Annotated in this window: 17 protein-coding genes; 7 read left to right on the top strand and 10 right to left on the bottom strand. The window is 48.4% G+C overall.

The window, feature by feature from the left end; all coding sequences use genetic code 11:
- Window positions 1–66: 66 nt before the first annotated feature.
- Window positions 67–1,284, top strand: a complete 1,218-nt coding sequence (mlc, locus tag AC1HDJ_RS10090) for a sugar metabolism global transcriptional regulator Mlc (protein ID WP_479535603.1) — start codon at window positions 67–69, stop codon at window positions 1,282–1,284.
- A gap of 143 nt (window positions 1,285–1,427) precedes the next feature.
- Here the strand turns inward: mlc and AC1HDJ_RS10085 are convergent, their stop codons facing one another.
- The 6 genes from AC1HDJ_RS10085 to AC1HDJ_RS10060 are packed head-to-tail and all read right to left on the bottom strand — an operon-like array spanning window position 1,428 to window position 6,161.
- Complete coding sequence (locus AC1HDJ_RS10085) at window positions 1,428–2,243, bottom strand: heme ABC transporter ATP-binding protein (RefSeq protein ID WP_479535601.1); 816 nt, start codon at window positions 2,241–2,243, stop codon at window positions 1,428–1,430.
- Entirely contained in the window at window positions 2,240–3,295 is a 1,056-nt protein-coding gene (locus tag AC1HDJ_RS10080; protein WP_479535599.1) for a FecCD family ABC transporter permease, read from the bottom strand. Before AC1HDJ_RS10080 ends, AC1HDJ_RS10085 begins: the two co-directional genes overlap by 4 nt.
- Before the next feature lie 9 nt (window positions 3,296–3,304).
- A complete protein-coding gene (locus AC1HDJ_RS10075) occupies window positions 3,305–4,201 on the bottom strand; it encodes a heme/hemin ABC transporter substrate-binding protein (protein ID WP_479535597.1) in 897 nt (298 codons plus the stop codon).
- Entirely contained in the window at window positions 4,202–4,624 is a 423-nt protein-coding gene (locus AC1HDJ_RS10070; protein WP_479535595.1) for an ExbD/TolR family protein, read from the bottom strand. It lies immediately after the preceding gene.
- Entirely contained in the window at window positions 4,621–5,265 is a 645-nt protein-coding gene (locus AC1HDJ_RS10065) for a MotA/TolQ/ExbB proton channel family protein (RefSeq protein ID WP_479535593.1), read from the bottom strand. Before AC1HDJ_RS10065 ends, AC1HDJ_RS10070 begins: the two co-directional genes overlap by 4 nt.
- Window positions 5,266–5,282: 17 nt before the next feature.
- A complete protein-coding gene (locus AC1HDJ_RS10060) occupies window positions 5,283–6,161 on the bottom strand; it encodes an energy transducer TonB (RefSeq protein ID WP_479535590.1) in 879 nt (292 codons plus the stop codon).
- A 289-nt stretch (window positions 6,162–6,450) separates the two neighbouring features.
- Between AC1HDJ_RS10060 and AC1HDJ_RS10055 the strand changes: the two genes are divergently transcribed.
- From AC1HDJ_RS10055 to hutZ, 4 genes are all read left to right on the top strand, one after another.
- A complete protein-coding gene (locus tag AC1HDJ_RS10055; RefSeq protein ID WP_479535588.1) occupies window positions 6,451–8,472 on the top strand; it encodes a TonB-dependent hemoglobin/transferrin/lactoferrin family receptor in 2,022 nt (673 codons plus the stop codon).
- Entirely contained in the window at window positions 8,472–9,827 is a 1,356-nt protein-coding gene (hutW, locus tag AC1HDJ_RS10050; RefSeq protein ID WP_479535586.1) for a heme anaerobic degradation radical SAM methyltransferase ChuW/HutW, read from the top strand. Before AC1HDJ_RS10055 ends, hutW begins: the two co-directional genes overlap by 1 nt.
- A gap of 95 nt (window positions 9,828–9,922) precedes the next feature.
- Window positions 9,923–10,468: a heme utilization cystosolic carrier protein HutX gene (gene hutX / locus AC1HDJ_RS10045; RefSeq protein ID WP_479535584.1), complete on the top strand. Its 546-nt coding sequence runs from the start codon at window positions 9,923–9,925 to the stop codon at window positions 10,466–10,468.
- Between the two features lie 148 nt (window positions 10,469–10,616).
- Window positions 10,617–11,174 carry a heme utilization protein HutZ gene (gene hutZ, locus AC1HDJ_RS10040; RefSeq protein WP_479535582.1) on the top strand — a complete coding sequence of 186 codons (558 nt, stop codon included), beginning with the start codon at window positions 10,617–10,619 and terminating at the stop codon, window positions 11,172–11,174.
- Between the two features lie 198 nt (window positions 11,175–11,372).
- On the opposite strand, the gene cspD is transcribed toward hutZ, so the two are convergent.
- Window positions 11,373–11,597 (bottom strand): cold shock domain-containing protein CspD, encoded by a 225-nt coding sequence (gene cspD / locus AC1HDJ_RS10035; RefSeq protein WP_438624066.1) that lies wholly within the window; start codon window positions 11,595–11,597, stop codon window positions 11,373–11,375.
- Window positions 11,598–11,852: 255 nt separating this feature from the next.
- Here cspD and clpS point away from each other — a divergent pair, with 255 nt between their 5' ends.
- Together clpS and clpA are read left to right on the top strand one after the other, a co-directional pair.
- Window positions 11,853–12,170 carry an ATP-dependent Clp protease adapter ClpS gene (clpS, locus tag AC1HDJ_RS10030; RefSeq protein ID WP_438624065.1) on the top strand — a complete coding sequence of 106 codons (318 nt, stop codon included), beginning with the start codon at window positions 11,853–11,855 and terminating at the stop codon, window positions 12,168–12,170.
- Between the two features lie 45 nt (window positions 12,171–12,215).
- Window positions 12,216–14,522 carry an ATP-dependent Clp protease ATP-binding subunit ClpA gene (gene clpA, locus AC1HDJ_RS10025; RefSeq protein WP_479535579.1) on the top strand — a complete coding sequence of 769 codons (2,307 nt, stop codon included), beginning with the start codon at window positions 12,216–12,218 and terminating at the stop codon, window positions 14,520–14,522.
- Window positions 14,523–14,651: 129 nt separating this feature from the next.
- Here the strand turns inward: clpA and infA are convergent, their stop codons facing one another.
- The 3 genes from infA to aat all read right to left on the bottom strand — a co-directional run bounded on the left by infA (window position 14,652) and on the right by aat (window position 16,459).
- Window positions 14,652–14,870, bottom strand: coding sequence for a translation initiation factor IF-1 (gene infA, locus AC1HDJ_RS10020; RefSeq protein WP_010861786.1), 219 nt, complete (start codon window positions 14,868–14,870; stop codon window positions 14,652–14,654).
- 99 nt (window positions 14,871–14,969) lie between these two features.
- Entirely contained in the window at window positions 14,970–15,698 is a 729-nt protein-coding gene (locus tag AC1HDJ_RS10015; protein WP_479535576.1) for an arginyltransferase, read from the bottom strand.
- Between the two features lie 2 nt (window positions 15,699–15,700).
- A complete protein-coding gene (gene aat / locus AC1HDJ_RS10010) occupies window positions 15,701–16,459 on the bottom strand; it encodes a leucyl/phenylalanyl-tRNA--protein transferase (RefSeq protein ID WP_479535574.1) in 759 nt (252 codons plus the stop codon).
- Window positions 16,460–16,468: the final 9 nt, after the last annotated feature.

Here is a 16,468-nt window from a genome sequence, read left to right as displayed (position 1 = left end):
CTAAAGCTAACACCATGATGATAATAATATTTCGCAGTATGAAATACGTTTTTGGAGTGGTGTAAAATGGCGGTAGGGCATAATCCCGGGCATATTGATCAGATTAAGCAGATAAATGCCGGCGCCGTGTATCGCCTGATTGATCAGTTAGGCCCTATCTCGCGTATTGAGTTGTCAAAACAGGCCGGTTTAGCGCCGGCCAGTATCACGAAAATCACCCGTGAGCTGCTTGATGTTCATTTGATCCGTGAAAACGAATGTCAGGAGTTGGGTAGCCGTGGCCGCCCAGCAGTAGGGCTGGTGCTCGATACCGAGGGATGGCATTTTCTCTCGCTGCGTTTGGGGCGAGGCTATCTTACATTGGCACTGCACGAGCTCAATAGTCGGGCGCTGATTGAAGAGCGTTTAGATGTGATTGAGCGTGAGCAAGTTGCCCTGCTCAAACGTTTGGTCAGTGAAATTGATCTCTTTTTTACCCGTCATCAGGATAAGCTTGAGCGGTTAACCGGTATTGCCGTTACGCTGCCGGGCGTGATTGATGCCGCGCGCGGTATTGTTCACCAGATGCCGTATTATCATGTGAAAGATATGCCATTAGCCGCTGAGTTGGCGGCAAAAACCGGTTTGCGGGTTTTTTTACGGCATGATGTGTGTGCATGGACGATGGCCGAATCGCTGTTCGGGCATGCACAAGGCTGTGATAATGTGGTTCTGCTGAGCATTAACCACGGTGTGGGCGTAGGAGTCATGATTGATGGAAAACTGATCCATGGTCAGTTTCGTAATCTGATTGAAGCGGGGCATCTGATTGTTAACCCAGACGGCGAGCTATGTGAATGTGGTCATCGCGGCTGTTTAGAAACCGAGATCAGCGTGCAGGCCTTGCTGCGTAAAGCGCAGCAGCAACTCGATGCGGGTACGCCCAGCCAGTTGCAGAATATTCCTCTGACTATCGCAGCACTCTGTCAGGCGGCCATAGAGGGGGATGCTCTAGCATTAACCCTGTTGCGTGATGCCGCGCGCCATATCGGGCAGCTACTCTCTACTCTGGTTAATTTGTTTCACCCTGAAAAAATTCTGTTTGGTTCGCCGTTGCGTCAGGCGCATTCAGTCCTTTTCCCTGAAATTGAAGCTACAATCAAGCGCCTCTCTTATTCTCCGTATACCGAAAATCTGGAACTACAACTTACCGAATTTTATAACGAAGGCACAATGGCGGGTGCTGGGCTGGTGAAAGAGGCATTGTATAGCGGTTCGTTGCTGACGCAGTTGCTGGAAGGCTAATAAACCGACCTATGTAGAGCACTTGTAAATATCGTTTACAGATGCTCTGTTAGCTATTTTACGTATAGATATAGATTATATGTAGAAGCCTAGCTGTTGAGCTAGGCGACTTAACTATGCAACTAGAAGCTATGCAGCTAGAGCTATGCCACCAGTACTGAGTCAATATCGGGGTGGGGAATAATGGTGGTGTCGATATCAAACACATGCCGAATATTGTTGTGGGTTAGGATCTGTTTTGGTGTGCCGTCGGCATACAGTGTGCCGTTGTTGAGCAGCAAGATCCGGTCGGCATAGCGGGCAGCAAGGTTTAAGTCGTGCAAAATAACCAGCACTGCATCACCGGCTATTGCCCGATCTTTTGCTGTTTGCAGTGTGTGGTGCTGGTGGCAGAGATCGAGCGCTGAGGTGGGTTCATCAAGCATCAATAACTGTGGTTCTAACGGTAATGAACCTGTTTGCTCGGCTTCCCTGAACTGTTTTTGACTCTGTTTTTTTTCACCTAGCTGTGCCAACACTCTTGCAAAATGTACCCGCTGCTTTTCGCCACCAGAGAGCTCTGTATACAGGCGTTTTGCCAGATGCTGAGCCCCAACGACGGCTAGACATTCGTGCGCAATTCGCTGATTTTCAGCGTGTGATGAAGCGTGTGGCAACCGCCCTAGCATCACCACCTCGTGTACCAAAAAAGCAAATGAGAGCGATGAGCTTTGCGGCAAAATAGCCATTTTTCGGGCTAACATGCTGGCATCCCACGCATGTTGTGGCTGATTAAACAGCGTAATTTCACCCTGAAAGGGAATTTCAGCACTGATGCATTTGAGCAATGTTGACTTTCCTGAGCCGTTTGGCCCGAGCAATATGGTCAGCTCTCCGGCAAACAGTGTCAGTGAAAGATCGGTTAAAATTTGCCGCTGCCCGCGCTGTACACGTAACCGATTGATCTGTAATACACTCATCCCAGACTCCTTTTTTGCTGGATCAGCAGCCAGATAAAGAACGGTGCGCCCAGTAATGCGGTGATGATTCCTACCGGGATCTCGGCAGGGGCGGCCAGTTGGCGAGCAAGCAGATCCGCCACCAGCAGTAAGATAGCGCCACCGAGTGCACTCACGGGTAGCAAATTACGGTAATCCGGCCCGCAGAGCATGCGCACCATGTGCGGCACGATCAAACCGATAAAGCCAATCATGCCGGATACCGATACCGCCACACCAATGCCCATGGCACAAAGCACAATTAACTGACGTTTAAGACTTTCCACCTGAATACCCAAGTGCCGAGCTTCAGATTCGCCTAGCAGCAGCGCATTAAGTGCGGCGTGCTGGCGGGAAAAAATAACCAGCAGGGCAAGCATGACAAAAATTGATAGCAGTACACTGTGCCATGTCGCTCCGGCCAGTGAGCCCATTTGCCACAGCGAAAGATCGCGCAGTTGTTGATCATCGGCCAGATAACTGAGCAGCCCTAAACCGGAAAAGGCGATAGCACCAATGGCGACACCGGCCAGCAACATCATACTGACGGATGTACCAAACGGTGTTTGCCCGATACGATAGACCAGTAAGGTGGTCAGCATACCGCTGGCAAAGGCAAACAGAGCGGTTGACCCGAGCGTTAACCAGCTGGCGATACCGGCCAGTAACGGCCATGACAACGCCCAACCGGCCGGCAGCAAAACAATGGATAACCCAGCGCCCAGTGCCGCACCACCGCTGACACCAATGATACCGGGGTCGGCCAGTGAATTACGAAATAGCCCTTGTAATACCGCACCGCACATGGCCAGTATTGCGCCGATACTGATACACAACAGGGTGCGCGGTAGCCGAATACTCTGAATGATCAGTGCATTTGCCTGCTGAGCCGCAGTTTCTGGTGTATTAAATAGGGCAAGTAAACTCTCATTAAGCGGTAATTTAATCGGCCCAGTCGTAATAGAGAACAGGGCTGCGGCGGTGAGCAGCAGCAGCCCTGTGCTGCTTAGAAGTGACAATTTCAGACGTAACATCGGCGCACCTTAGTGGCTGGATGAGGGGCTAGATGCGTGGCTGAGTAAATAATCAGCTAGACGGTCAGCTTCATGCAAACTGGTCAGGCCTAATCCGCCAATCAATGCTTTACCGTTCATCGCATAAACGGCCAGATTTTTTCCCGCCGGCGTATTGGTAAGTATCGGGAATTGTGCCAATGTTGCCTGCGCACTGCCTTTCCAGTTGCGCTGGCTGATGACAATAATATCGGGTTGCATTGCCAGCAGGCTCTCACTGGAAACAGTCTGGTAGTTGTTCACTTTTTCTGCTGGATTGGTTGCTCCAGCAAGCGATATCAGGGTGTTAGCGGGCGTATTTCCTCCTGCGATCATTGGTGCACGCCCCTCATTAAGCAGCAGGAAAATCACTTTTGGATTTTGTTTTCCTTGAATTTGCTGGCGTTTTTTTGCCAGTTCAGCCAGTTGTGCTTCTGTTTGTTGCAGCAATAGCGTGCCTTCTGACGGTTTATCCAGCTGTTTTGCCAGCACACTAATACGCTGCTTTAAGCTCTCAATATCTGATCCCGAAGGCAGTACGGTGACACTAACACCCGCTTGTTTGAGCATATCAACCGATGACTGTGGCGCCATTTCATCAATACCAATCAGTTTATTCGGGCGCAGAGCCAGCATACCCTCAGCAGGCAGTTGCCGAATATAGCCCAGTTTTGCAGCGGTGTTGCCTACCGGCAGCTCACTGCTGCTGTCAGTACCGACTAACAGATCCTCTCCGCCGAGTGCCACAATAATCTCAGTCACACCCATTCCGGCTGAAATAATACGGTCAGCCGCCATAACTGGAGCAGAAAAACAACTTAGCAATGCCATACTGCAGGCAAATACAGCAGGCTTTATCTGTTTACGGAGTGCAAATACGGTCGGCATTTATTCTGTTCCCTTCGTCAAAATTTGTGCTGCTGGAATATGTTGTTGTTGTAAGAAATTAAGCAAATTCAGTAAGCGCTCGGCACTGACATTACGGTCTGCCGCAATGATTATGCTGGCGTTTGGTAATTGCTGGCGGCGCTGTAACAGCGCTTGCCGGAACGCTTCCCACGACGAGTAAGTCTGTTCATTCAGCGCCCAGTAGGGCTCACTGGCCAATAAATGCAGTGTTAGCGGTTGCTGCTCAGCGGGTGCAGCGGATTGTGCGCTGTCGATTTCCGGCAGATCAATCTCCATACTTTGCAGACGAACGTTGGCCGTGAGCAGCAGAAAAACCAGCACAATAAAAATGATGTCCAGTAGCGGTGTCAGATCAATACCAATATCATGACGCGCCTGATCAGCTGAGCGATCGCGGATCATTCATGGAACTCCTTATTCAGCGCAATGCCCTCTAACCACAAGTTGTAGTGGTTCATCCCGTGCTCGGCACGGTGAATCAGCCTATCAATCCACAGGCCAAATAGCTGCGCACCAATAATTGCTGGCAGCGCAATCAACAGGCCTGCGGCGGTGGTGTACATGGCAATCCCCAAACCATTGGCTAGCAAAGCAGGGGTTACTGGGCTATTACTTACACCGATATCCTGAAACATCTGAATTAGCCCTAAAATTGTGCCAAGCAAACCCAGTAATGGGCTGATAGCTGCAATCAGCGTCAGCATTTTTAAACCAAAGCTGAGCTGGCGGCGTTTATTTTGCAGCCAGATAGCGGCGATCTCTTCACGCAAAAGCTTGTTTTCATCCCTGTGCATAATCAGCAGCGATAAGCCTTGCAGCAGAAGTGAACGCTGACCAGATAGTTTGGCCTGAATCTGCTCAAAATCCCCCTGTTGTGTACAGAGCGTAAGCGGTTGCAGAGCGCCAGAGGTTTGAAAATTAAACCGGCTGGCTTGCAGCAGCTTAAACAACCGGTCGAGCACAATCACACCCGTTAAAAATGAGCAAATCAGCAAGGGCCACATCATGGTGCCCAGTTGTTGTTCGAGTTGAGTCAGCAACATCTTAATTTCAAGCCTATTTAAGTCAGTTCAAAACGAATAGGAATACGCACCGTATGTTTAATGCCTACGCCATTGATCTCTTTGGGTAAAAATTGCCATTTTTGTACGGCTTTTAGCGCCGCCTTATCTAGCAGTAGTGAACCGCTGCTTCGGGTTAGTACCACCGCAAGAAGCTCACCACGAACACCGAGTGTGATATCGAGTAGCGTTGTTCCTTCCTGCCGTCTGGCCCGCGCAGCGGTTGGGTACTCTGGTGGCGCAGGGGGAATACGAAAACGGGGCTTACTTTCACTGTTGAGTGTGGTCGGCAGTGAAGGAGATGCCGTATTGGTTTGATTTACAGCAGAGGTATTTGCCGCACCTTGGCTACCTTGCGTTGTTGTTTGCGCTGCATATTGTTGTTTTTCGGTTTGCTGTTTTTGTGTGCGCACAGGTGCTGTTTTTTTAGGGATATCTGGTTTTTCAGATCTCTCTGAACGTTCTATGTCCGCTTTTTTTTCAGGCCTGACTTTGGGTTTGGCCGGTTTTTGTACTGAGGGTGTTTTAAGCGGCAAAGCCTTAGGAGCAAGCGCTTTTTGGGGAATGACTTCCTCTTTTCTAGCCACTTCTTCTTTAGCGGCCTCTTTTTTAACCGGCTCAGGCGCGGAGGTTGCTATTGCTTGAGTGGGGGAAGGTTCAGATATTTCTGCCGTTTCAGCGGTGGGATTAACCCCAGAGCGCTGATTTGCGGCCAGCGTTAAAACCATGCTGGATGCTGATGCTGGCGCACTCAGAGCATCAAGCGTAACAGCTCGAGTCTGAAGTGGTTGAAATCCCACCAGTAATAAAACGGTATGAGCACAAAGGCATACGCCAGAGGCTACCAACAATCGCTTTTTTTCTGAGGAAATCCACATAGATAACTGCCTTTGCATACCTGATTTATCCAACGAGGTAGCAAATATACATTTTGACACCCTCAAAGATCAAATGAAAATTATTTGCATTCGCATTTAATGTTCGGTTAATCTTCGGCAGCGCACATAAACCGGTAAAACCCCACCCAAAATGTGCTGATTAAACCGTGACCTATTGCAAATCGTTGCCGTTTCACGCCAGCGAAAAATATGCCCTTACGCACGGTGATGTTTATTCAGGTGTTCAATCAATCGTAAATTTTTTTATCTTAAAAAGGATTTAACACAAATGGCGAGTCATCGAATGAATTGCGAAAAATCGGTTGTCTTTCAACGATCTGTACTTAGCTTGCTGATTGTTAACGTTCTCACTGTCTCTTTTGCTAGCCATGCCGCAGCAGAGAGCGCGCAATCTACCGCTTTACCCGAAGTGGTAGTCACAGCAACGCGTGACAACAAAACTATCGAGCAGGAAACGCGTTCGGTAGTGGTGATGGATAAAGCACAGATCGAACAGCAGCAGGCAGCCAGCGTTGCAGAAGTGCTGAAATATGCTCCTAACGTTGATGTTGATGGCGGCCCACGCGCTAATGCGCAAAGCCCGATTATTCGTGGCTTAAGCGGAAACCGATTACTGCAAGTTATTGATGGCGCTCGCCAGAACACCAACTCTGGTCATCGGTCAACCTATTTTCTTGACCCAGAAATGCTCTCAAGTGTGGAAGTGGTCAAAGGTCCGAGCAGTGCGTTGTGGGGAAGCGGTGCATTGGGTGGAGTGGTTGCACAACAAACATTATCAGCACCCGATTTACTGACCGATCAGCCCATCGGCGGCTATATCAAGCAAGGTTATGGCAGTGCGAATGATGAAACACGTACTAGCGCCTCACTGTACGGTATGCCGAATGATTCGGTTGATTTCCTGCTAAACGGCTATTACACCGATGCAAGCAATTTACGCTTAGGTAATGGCGATAAATTGACTGACTCCAGCTACCGTAATCAGGGTGGTTTGGCAAAATTAGGTTGGCAAATGGATGATGCGCAACGTCTGCAGCTCTCTGTTCGCCAGTCAGAAAACCACCAGAATGCACCAAGTAACCCGTCAGAAGCGGTCAGCTCTTCAGTCCCTCTGGTTCAGCAGAAAACCCGTGACTTTAACACCACACTGGATTACCGCCTGAACCCACAGGATAACCGTTTGTTAGATGCCCGCGTAACGGCCTACCTGAACAAAACCGAGTTTGACGAATACCGCATCAAAAAAGCGCAGCGTGATACGGTAAATTACCGCACCTTAGGGCTGAACATGAGTAACCGTTCAGAGTTTGATCTCATGACACTCGTGTATGGTGGCGATATCTACCAAGATAAAACAGAAGGTCAGCGCGAAGGGCAAAATCGCCCGATTCCGGCAGATGGCCGTGGTCAGGTGTGGGGTACATACTTACAAGCCGATATCCCGCTGGCTACCGACTGGAACTTACTGCCGGGCCTGCGTTACGACCACTTTAGCGTTAAAGATAACAACATTGCCGACTCATCACGCAGTGAAAGTAACCTCTCACCGTCAGTCGGTTTACGCTGGCAGGCTGCAGAGTGGTTAACGCTCAATGCTCGTTACGATGAAGCCTTCCGAGCGCCAAGCATGGAAGAGATGTACACCAGCGGTACACACTTTTGCATGGGCCCTGGCATGTGCAACACCTTTAAACCAAACCCTGATTTGAAACCGGAAACGGCAAAGAACAAAGAGATCTCTGCCAACATGAAGTTCCGTAATGTGTTGGCCGATGATGAATTGGCGCTGAATGCTACTTATTTCCATAACAACGTCAGCAACTATATTGATCAGCGAGTCGATCGTTTTACCACACAATACCAGAATGTGAACGATGCACGGCTTAAAGGTGTAGAGCTCAGTGCGCTCTACAACCTGCAAAACTTTGAAACCAGCCTTAGCTATGCCAAAACAGACGGTGAAAATAAAAGTAATGGCCAGCCACTGCAAAATATTCCAGCCCAAAAATGGGTGTTGGGAGCAGGGCACTACTTTATGGATAAATCCCTTAAAGTGGGTATGAATGTCAGCCACTACCAAGCGCAAGACAATCTGCCTGAGAATGTCACCGAAGTATACCCAAGTTACACCCTCGTTGATCTCTATACCACATGGCAGCCACAAGCATTTAAAGCCGTCAAAGTTGATGTCGGTATCGATAACCTGACTGACGAATACTACCGTCAGGCATTTGACCAGCTTTACTCAGCCGGTCGTAACTTCAAAATTGGTGTGCGGTATCAGTTCTGATGATTGATCTCTCTGTATTAGATGAAAACATACTGGGGCGTCACAGCCCCGATCCACTGGCGTATGCCTTTACCGGAAAACGTCAGGCACATGCAGGGGGCGGTGGTCGGCCTCTGCCTGCTGAAGCTGCGAGTGTACAATTTACACAAATCCTGACGGGTGACAGCGCTGTAAAACGTGAGCGTTGTTTATATATCCACATTCCGTTTTGTCGCGTGCGTTGTACGTTTTGCTCATTCTTTCAGTATGCCGCCAGTGCCGCATTAGTGGCAGAGTACTTTGCCGCGCTGACTGAAGAGCTAAAACGTAAAGCAGCTATGCCGTGGACACAAGCACAGCCTTTTGCCGCTGTATATATCGGTGGGGGAACTCCCACCGATCTCACTGCAGAGCAGATTTTTCAGCTGGGCGGATTGATCAAAGCACATTTTCCATTAACGGATGATTGCGAAATCACCCTAGAAGGGCGTTTAAACCGTTTCAGTGATGAAAAATACTTTGCAGCCGTTGAAGGCGGCGTAAACCGCTTCTCATTTGGCGTACAGAGTTTTGATACCGCCGTGCGTAAACAGGCCAAGCGTTTGGATAACCGCGAAACCTTGCTGAGTACACTTAACCGTATTGTCGCATTTGATCGCGCACCGATAATTGTTGATTTGATGTTTGGCCTACCGGGGCAAGACAGCGAATGTTGGCAGCGCGATCTGGCCGATTTTTTGGCCAGTGGTGCACATGGCGTAGACCTGTATCAGCTTATTGAGATGCAAAGCACCCCAATGGCACGTTTAGTCAGTGAGAACAGGTTACCGCCACCGGCGGATACACCGGAAAAATCACGGATGTACGCCAATGGCGTAGCCTTCATGCAACAGCAGAAAATTAAGCAGCTCAGCGTTAACCACTGGGCAAAAGACTTGCGTGAGCGCAGCCGTTACAACCATCTGGCTAAAACACATGCCGATGTATTACCGGTTGGCGCAGGAGCCGGCGGTTCAATTAACGGGTATGGCCTGATGCAAACCCGTGATCTAGAGACCTATCACACCGCCATTGCTGAGAACCAATTCCCGCTGGCGATGATGATGACACCCAATCCGCAGCATGTGCTGCACAGCGCTATTAAAGCCGGATTTGATCGCGGCGAGCTTTCAGCACAATCCTTAAATCAGGCCAGTGAAATTCAGCTGTTTGAACATATACAGCCACTGTTGGCCGCATGGCAAGAGCGTGGATTACTGACACTTGATACCTCAACCGCCCAGCTAACCACCGCAGGCAGTTTTTGGAATATCAACATGGCTCAGGGCATGATTGAAGCATTAAAACGTATGCCACCGGCAGCGCTGGCTGCTTAAGTTTAGGCCTTTAAGCACGGATATTTTTACCAACAACCGTGACCGTGTTTACTGATTTATCTGATTTTTTTGATACACAGAGTATGGAATTACTTATGTTAGCGCAATCAACGTTAGAGCAATCAATGACCAAACAACAACAAGACCTTGCAACCCAGATTGCCGCACTTTCAGAGCAAGAATTAGGCGCGTCGACACAAGCACTGGCAAGTCAGTTTGCGGTAAGCGAACAGCAACTGGTGGCGGCACTTCCGGCAGCCATGTCAACCTGGATCCCCGCAGAGCACGCACAAACACTGCTTGAATCACTGACAGAGTGGGGAACACTGACCACCATTATTGAATCAGAAGGCAGCATTTTTGAGTTTAAAGGTGCGTTTCCGGCTGGAAAACCGGCACACGGTTATTTCAACCTGTATACCAAAAGTGCCGAAGGTCTGCATGGCCATCTCAAACTTGATCAGGTAGCACACATTGCCCTGCTGGAAAAACCCTTTATGGGCAAAGAGAGCTATAGCCTGCTGTTTTTTGCCCAGTCAGGCCGCTGTATTTTTAAAGTGTATCTGGGGCGTGACAACAAACGCCAGCTATTCCCCGAGCAGATCAGCCGGTTTAACCAGTTACGTGAACAATTCGCATAGATAATACAGAGAACATTCCCCCGTTATGTATGTGAGGTTTGCACCATATGCTTTACCACTGGCGGGGTGAACCAATAATTAATAAACAAATAAATAGCACGGGAAAAACAGTCTTACCGTGCGTAAAGAAAAGAAGGAAGGAAGAACCATGAGCACTGAACGTCAAGAGCGCCTGCAAAATCGTCTAGAACCTGAAATTCAGGCTTTTCGCCAGCAATGTAAAACCCTGATCCTTGCCACAGTAGACAGCAGCGGCGTGCCAAATGTCAGCTATGCCCCTTTTGTACAGCTAGCTGATGGCTATTACGTGCTGATCTCTGAAATTGCCCGTCATGCGCGTAATTTACAGCAAGTCCCACGCACCTCTTTGATGATGATTCAAGATGAAGCAAGCAGCCGTATCTTGTTTGCGCGTCAGCGTCTAACGTTTGATGCAAAAGCAGAAATTGTTTCGCGTGATGACAACGCATGGAAACCAGCGATTGATGCCTTAGCACAGCGCCATGGTGATATTGTCGATAATCTGTCAAATATGGCGGATTTTATTCTGTTCCGTTTAGTGCCAGAACAGGGCCTGTATGTGAAAGGGTTTGGTCAGGCATTTCAGGTCAGCAGTGATGATTTGATTGATATGGTGCATCTGAAAGAGGGGCATAAATCACTGTCAGGCGCTGAAATTATCGCTGACAACGCCTCAGCGGTATAAATAACCGATTATCCGCTATGCACAAGCATACGTGTATTTACGCGTGTGCTTGAGTTTGGCTCGGTTTAGTTTAAGCGCAGGCCCTACTTTACGTTTCCGCATTAATTTGCGTTTTGGTATTCATGATAAAAAGCAGACAATCGTCTGCTTTTTTTATTGTAGATGCCGACACTCGTCAGCGTAAATAACGCATCAGCGTCAACTGAGCTCTGCTTCTAACGCAGGAACAACGATGCAGGTTGCATGACAACCTTTAGGCCCTCGATGCATTTCAAACTGCACCTCTTGCCCCGCTTTTAGCGTGCGATAACCTTCCATCTGAATCATGGAATAGTGTGCAAAAATATCATCACCGCCGACAACCGGACAAATAAACCCAAATCCTTTGGCATTGTTGAACCACTTAACAGTACCCGTTTCCATACCTCTACATCCCTCGAGTGATACTTTATTTGATAGTACAGGCTGTGTTTGCGCACGCGCGTGCGAATTGACGACTCAATCACTCAATTTTTATGCTGACTGGTCGAAATATAAACACAGCTTGTTGATACACTCTAGTAGAATTGGATGTAACGTCAAGGCGACGAAGGTCGTGTTGACGGGTTGTTCACTAAAACGTCATTGAAATTAACATTTCATTCGCATCTACTGAATGTAAAGACTACGATAAGAGTTATGAGTAATTTAGATTGGCTTGGAATAGACGAACTCATCAGGGATGAAGAGAAAACCACGGTGAAGCCGCCGTCGATGTATAAAGTGATACTAAACAATGATGATTACACCCCAATGGACTTTGTAATTGAGGTGCTGGCCACATTTTTTAGTCTTGATATTGAGAAAGCAACACAAGTTATGCTAACCGTACACTATCAGGGTAAAGCAACCTGTGGCGTTTTTACCGCTGAAGTTGCCGAAACAAAAGTAGCGCAAGTAAATCAGTATGCGCGTGAGCACGAACATCCATTGCTCTGTTCAATGGAAAAAGCCTGATAGCGTTGTACGGGCTTTGCTTTCAGCTTCTAAGGGGAGGTGCCTATGCTCAATAAAGAACTTGAATTAAGTTTGAACCTAGCGTTTGCCAAAGCTCGCGAGTTGCGGCACGAGTTCATGACAGTCGAGCACCTGCTGCTTGCACTGATTGACAATGGTTCAGCGCGTGAGGCATTGGAAGCCTGCTCCGTTAATCTGGACATGCTGCGTAATGATCTGACCATTTTTATCGAACAAACCACGCCGCTGATTGCCGCTGAAGAGAGTGAGCGGGAAACACAACCCACGCTCAGTTTTCAGCGCGTACTGCAACGTGCGGTTTTCCACGTGCAATCATCTGGCCGTAGTGAAGTCACCGGTGCTAACGTCTTAGTCGCTATTTTCAGTGAGCAAGAGTCGCAAGCGGCTTATCTGCTGAAAAAGTACGATGTTAGCCGTCTTGACGTGGTGAACTTCATCTCACACGGTGTGCGCAAAGACAGCCCTGACACCAGTGGCCCGCAAGCATCTAACCAAAGCCAGAACTCCTCGTCTGCAAACAGCAGCAACGAAGAGGGTGATGAGCGTTTAGAGAACTTTGCAACCAACCTTAACCAACTGGCCCGTGTGGGCGGCATTGACCCGCTAATTGGGCGTGAGCATGAGCTTGAGCGCACCGTACAAGTGCTCTGCCGCCGCCGTAAAAATAACCCACTGCTGGTGGGGGAAGCAGGTGTCGGTAAAACGGCTATTGCCGAAGGTCTGGCATGGCGCATTGTGGAAGGTGATGTACCAGAAATTATGCTTAACTGCGTAATTTACTCGTTGGATATCGGCTCACTGCTGGCTGGCACTAAATACCGCGGTGATTTTGAAAAACGCTTTAAAACCATTTTGCGTCAGCTTGAGCGTGAAGAGAACTCCATCCTGTTTATTGATGAAATTCACACCATTATTGGTGCGGGTTCCGCATCTGGTGGGCAGGTTGATGCCGCTAACCTGATAAAACCGCTGCTTTCAGGTGGAAAAATTCGGGTTATGGGGTCAACCACCTACCAAGAGTTCTCTAATATTTTTGAAAAAGATCGTGCATTGGCACGCCGCTTCCAAAAAATTGATGTTATTGAACCATCAGTAGATGAAACAACCAAAATTCTGATGGGATTAAAGCCAAAATACGAAGCACACCACGATGTTCGTTATACCAACAAGGCCATCCGTGCTGCGGTTGAGTTGTCGGCAAAATACATCAACGAGCGCCATTTACCCGATAAAGCCATTGATGTGATAGACGAAGCGGGTGCTCGCTGCCGTTTAGCGCCACTGAGTAAACGCAAGAAAACGGTCAATGTCAGTGATATTGAATCAATCGTTGCGCGCATTGCTCGTATTCCTGAAAAATCAGTATCTTCTAGTGATCGGGATGTACTTCGTTCATTGGATGATAAACTAAAAATGCTGGTATTTGGTCAGGATAAAGCCATTTCAGTCCTCACCGAAGCCATCAAAATGAGCCGTGCGGGTCTTTCACAAGATAATAAACCGGTTGGTTCATTCCTGTTTGCTGGCCCAACTGGGGTAGGTAAAACCGAAGTTACCGTACAACTGGCACGTGCCATGGGCATTGAGCTGTTGCGTTTTGACATGTCAGAGTACATGGAAAGGCACACCGTCAGCCGTTTAATTGGTGCGCCACCGGGCTATGTTGGTTTTGATCAGGGTGGTTTGCTGACTGATGCCGTAATTAAGCACCCGCACTCTGTTGTGCTGCTTGATGAAATTGAAAAAGCGCACCCTGATGTGTTCAATTTGCTGTTACAGGTGATGGATAACGGCACGCTGACCGATAACAACGGGCGTAAGGCTGATTTTCGTAACGTGGTGCTGGTGATGACCACTAACGCCGGGGTACATGAGACTCAGCGTAAATCGATAGGCTTCCAGCAGCAGGATAACAGCACCGACGCGCTTGGTGAGATTAAAAAAGTGTTCTCACCAGAGTTTCGTAACCGGTTGGATAACATTATCTGGTTCAACCATCTGACACCGGAAATTATTCATCAAGTGGTGGATAAATTTATTGTACAGCTGCAGGCACAGCTTGATGCAAAAGGGGTATCGATGGAGGTTAGCGCACAGGCCCGCGATTGGTTAGCTGGAAAAGGTTACGATCAGGCAATGGGCGCGCGACCAATGACCCGCATTATTCAGGAGAGCCTGAAAAAACCGTTAGCCAATGAGCTGCTGTTTGGTTCTCTGACGCACGGTGGTGTGGTGAAAGTTGATGTTGATCTTACTGCAGGCGAGCTAACTTATGCGTTCAGTAGTGCACATGCGCGTAAAGATAAAGAAGAAGAGAGCACTTTGCACTGAACCGGTGTGATGAGTGATATCCGTTAGCAGCGCGTATAACAGCGAGTTGCTAACCATAGCCTCAGGTGATAATGGCAAGAGTGAAAAGAAAAAACCCGGATTTTAATCCGGGTTTTTTTATCACCGCAATTAGCGACTACGGAATACGATACGGCCTTTGCTCAGGTCGTACGGTGTCATTTCCACAGTCACTTTATCGCCGGTCAGAATACGGATATAGTTTTTACGCATTTTACCAGAGATATGAGCAGTCACAACGTGACCGTTTTCCAGTTCTACACGAAACATGGTGTTTGGCAGCGTGTCTAGCACGGTGCCTTGCATTTCAATGCTGTCTTCTTTAGACATCGATTCCTCGTTAAGGCTTACAACCTGAATAATAACCGGCAGATAATGCCGAAAAACGTTGGTAGTGTAAAGGCAACAGGGCATAAAGCTGGTTAAAACTCAGCATTTATCAACCCATTGCCAACCTGTCTGTGTTAACTCTTGCGCTGGGCGAAATCGTTTTTTATAAGACATCGCCTTACATGCATCAACCTGGTAACCGGGGTATACCCAGCGTTTCCCGCTTTGTTGCGCCCACTCCAGCTGTTTTACCAGCATGGCGACACCGGGAGAGTGCTGACTGAATCCGGGGTCAAAAAATGTATAACAAGCACTCAGAGAGTCGGGTAGTACATCCGTTACCGCTACTGCAATCAGCTGATCGCCCTGATACATACAAAGATAGGCCACTGTTAACCAGCGACACTGAACAAAAGATTCAAATTGTTCTTTATTCGGTGGATACATACTGCCGCTGGCATGCCGAGCATTGATATACTTGGCATAAAGAGTAAAAAACTCAGGCGGTAGTTTATCACAAATCTGCCATGACACGGCATGCCAATGTTGCAATGCTCGTTTTTGTGAGCGACTAGGTTGAAATTCAACCACTGAAACACGTAATTGCTTACATGCGTGGCATACAGGGCAGTGTGGTTTATAAATGGCGTTGCCATTTCGGCGAAAACCGCATGCCAAAAGTTGTGAGTATCCCTCAGCAGTATGCCACTCAGTACCAGAGATAACCCCTATCTGTTCGGATTGCTCGGGCAAATAGCTGCATGTGCTCGGCGGCGTAAGCCAGAGCATAATCTGTTTTTGCTGTGTGGTTTGATGATCAGATGACATGGTTATTCATTACTGGTTTGAGCGCCGTGCGCAGCAAAGGTGTGAGCGTTGTACAATAACGTATGCGGATAATCAAGCTGCCGTGCGCGCCAAAAATCTTGCGATAACATAGCGTGTTGATGAATATGTAATTGCTGTAAAAATTCAGTTCGGGATAGAACCTGAGCACCCAATGATGCCAGATGCGGATTCATCACCTGACAATCAATCAGTTTTCCCTGTGCTTGCTGAAAATGGTGATTAAATACCAGCAGTGCGGTTTTCGAGGCATTAGGTTGCAGTGAAAACATCGATTCACCACAAAATATCTGGCCCATGGCAATGCCATACAAGCCTCCGACCAAATTATCTTCCTGCCAGACTTCCACCGAGTGGGCAAAACCTTGTTGGTGCAAACACGTGTAAGCCTGACAAATATCAGCAGAGATCCAAGTATTTCCCTGCCGAACTGCCGCACATTGTTCGATTACCGCAGAAAATGCCTGATTCAGCGTGATCCGGTACGGCATTTTAGCCAGCCATTTACGCATACTGCGGTTAGGGTGCAGCGTGGCGGGAACAAATACTGCCCTCGGATTCGGAGACCACCATAGGATCGGCTCTTGATCGCTAAACCACGGGAAAATACCTTGCTGATAGGCGGCCAGCAGACGTGCAGGGCGGAGATCTCCCCCATACGCAAGCAGACCCTCTGGGTCAGTCAGTGCCTGCTCGGGGGAGGGGAAATTCGTATCCGTGAGGGAGAGTTGAGCTAATCGCATGACAGATGA

Source organism: Plesiomonas sp. ISS29 (genome assembly GCF_056522795.1).
The sequence above is the reverse complement of the archived record's forward strand: the minus strand, read 5'-3'. Positions and strand labels throughout refer to the sequence as shown.

Coding starts and splice junctions, on each gene's coding strand:
- AC1HDJ_RS10055 (WP_479535588.1), top strand. CDS start 6,451: ATGGCGAGTCATCGAATGAATTGCGAAAAATCGGTTGTCTTTCAACGA.
- hutW (WP_479535586.1), top strand. CDS start 8,472: ATGATTGATCTCTCTGTATTAGATGAAAACATACTGGGGCGTCACAGC.
- infA (WP_010861786.1), bottom strand. CDS start 14,870: ATGTCTAAAGAAGACAGCATTGAAATGCAAGGCACCGTGCTAGACACG.
- AC1HDJ_RS10015 (WP_479535576.1), bottom strand. CDS start 15,698: ATGTCATCTGATCATCAAACCACACAGCAAAAACAGATTATGCTCTGG.
- hutX (WP_479535584.1), top strand. CDS start 9,923: ATGTTAGCGCAATCAACGTTAGAGCAATCAATGACCAAACAACAACAA.
- AC1HDJ_RS10065 (WP_479535593.1), bottom strand. CDS start 5,265: ATGTTGCTGACTCAACTCGAACAACAACTGGGCACCATGATGTGGCCC.
- AC1HDJ_RS10070 (WP_479535595.1), bottom strand. CDS start 4,624: ATGATCCGCGATCGCTCAGCTGATCAGGCGCGTCATGATATTGGTATT.
- AC1HDJ_RS10085 (WP_479535601.1), bottom strand. CDS start 2,243: ATGAGTGTATTACAGATCAATCGGTTACGTGTACAGCGCGGGCAGCGG.
- cspD (WP_438624066.1), bottom strand. CDS start 11,597: ATGGAAACGGGTACTGTTAAGTGGTTCAACAATGCCAAAGGATTTGGG.
- AC1HDJ_RS10075 (WP_479535597.1), bottom strand. CDS start 4,201: ATGCCGACCGTATTTGCACTCCGTAAACAGATAAAGCCTGCTGTATTT.
- clpA (WP_479535579.1), top strand. CDS start 12,216: ATGCTCAATAAAGAACTTGAATTAAGTTTGAACCTAGCGTTTGCCAAA.
- clpS (WP_438624065.1), top strand. CDS start 11,853: ATGAGTAATTTAGATTGGCTTGGAATAGACGAACTCATCAGGGATGAA.
- hutZ (WP_479535582.1), top strand. CDS start 10,617: ATGAGCACTGAACGTCAAGAGCGCCTGCAAAATCGTCTAGAACCTGAA.
- aat (WP_479535574.1), bottom strand. CDS start 16,459: ATGCGATTAGCTCAACTCTCCCTCACGGATACGAATTTCCCCTCCCCC.
- mlc (WP_479535603.1), top strand. CDS start 67: ATGGCGGTAGGGCATAATCCCGGGCATATTGATCAGATTAAGCAGATA.
- AC1HDJ_RS10080 (WP_479535599.1), bottom strand. CDS start 3,295: ATGTTACGTCTGAAATTGTCACTTCTAAGCAGCACAGGGCTGCTGCTG.
- AC1HDJ_RS10060 (WP_479535590.1), bottom strand. CDS start 6,161: ATGTGGATTTCCTCAGAAAAAAAGCGATTGTTGGTAGCCTCTGGCGTA.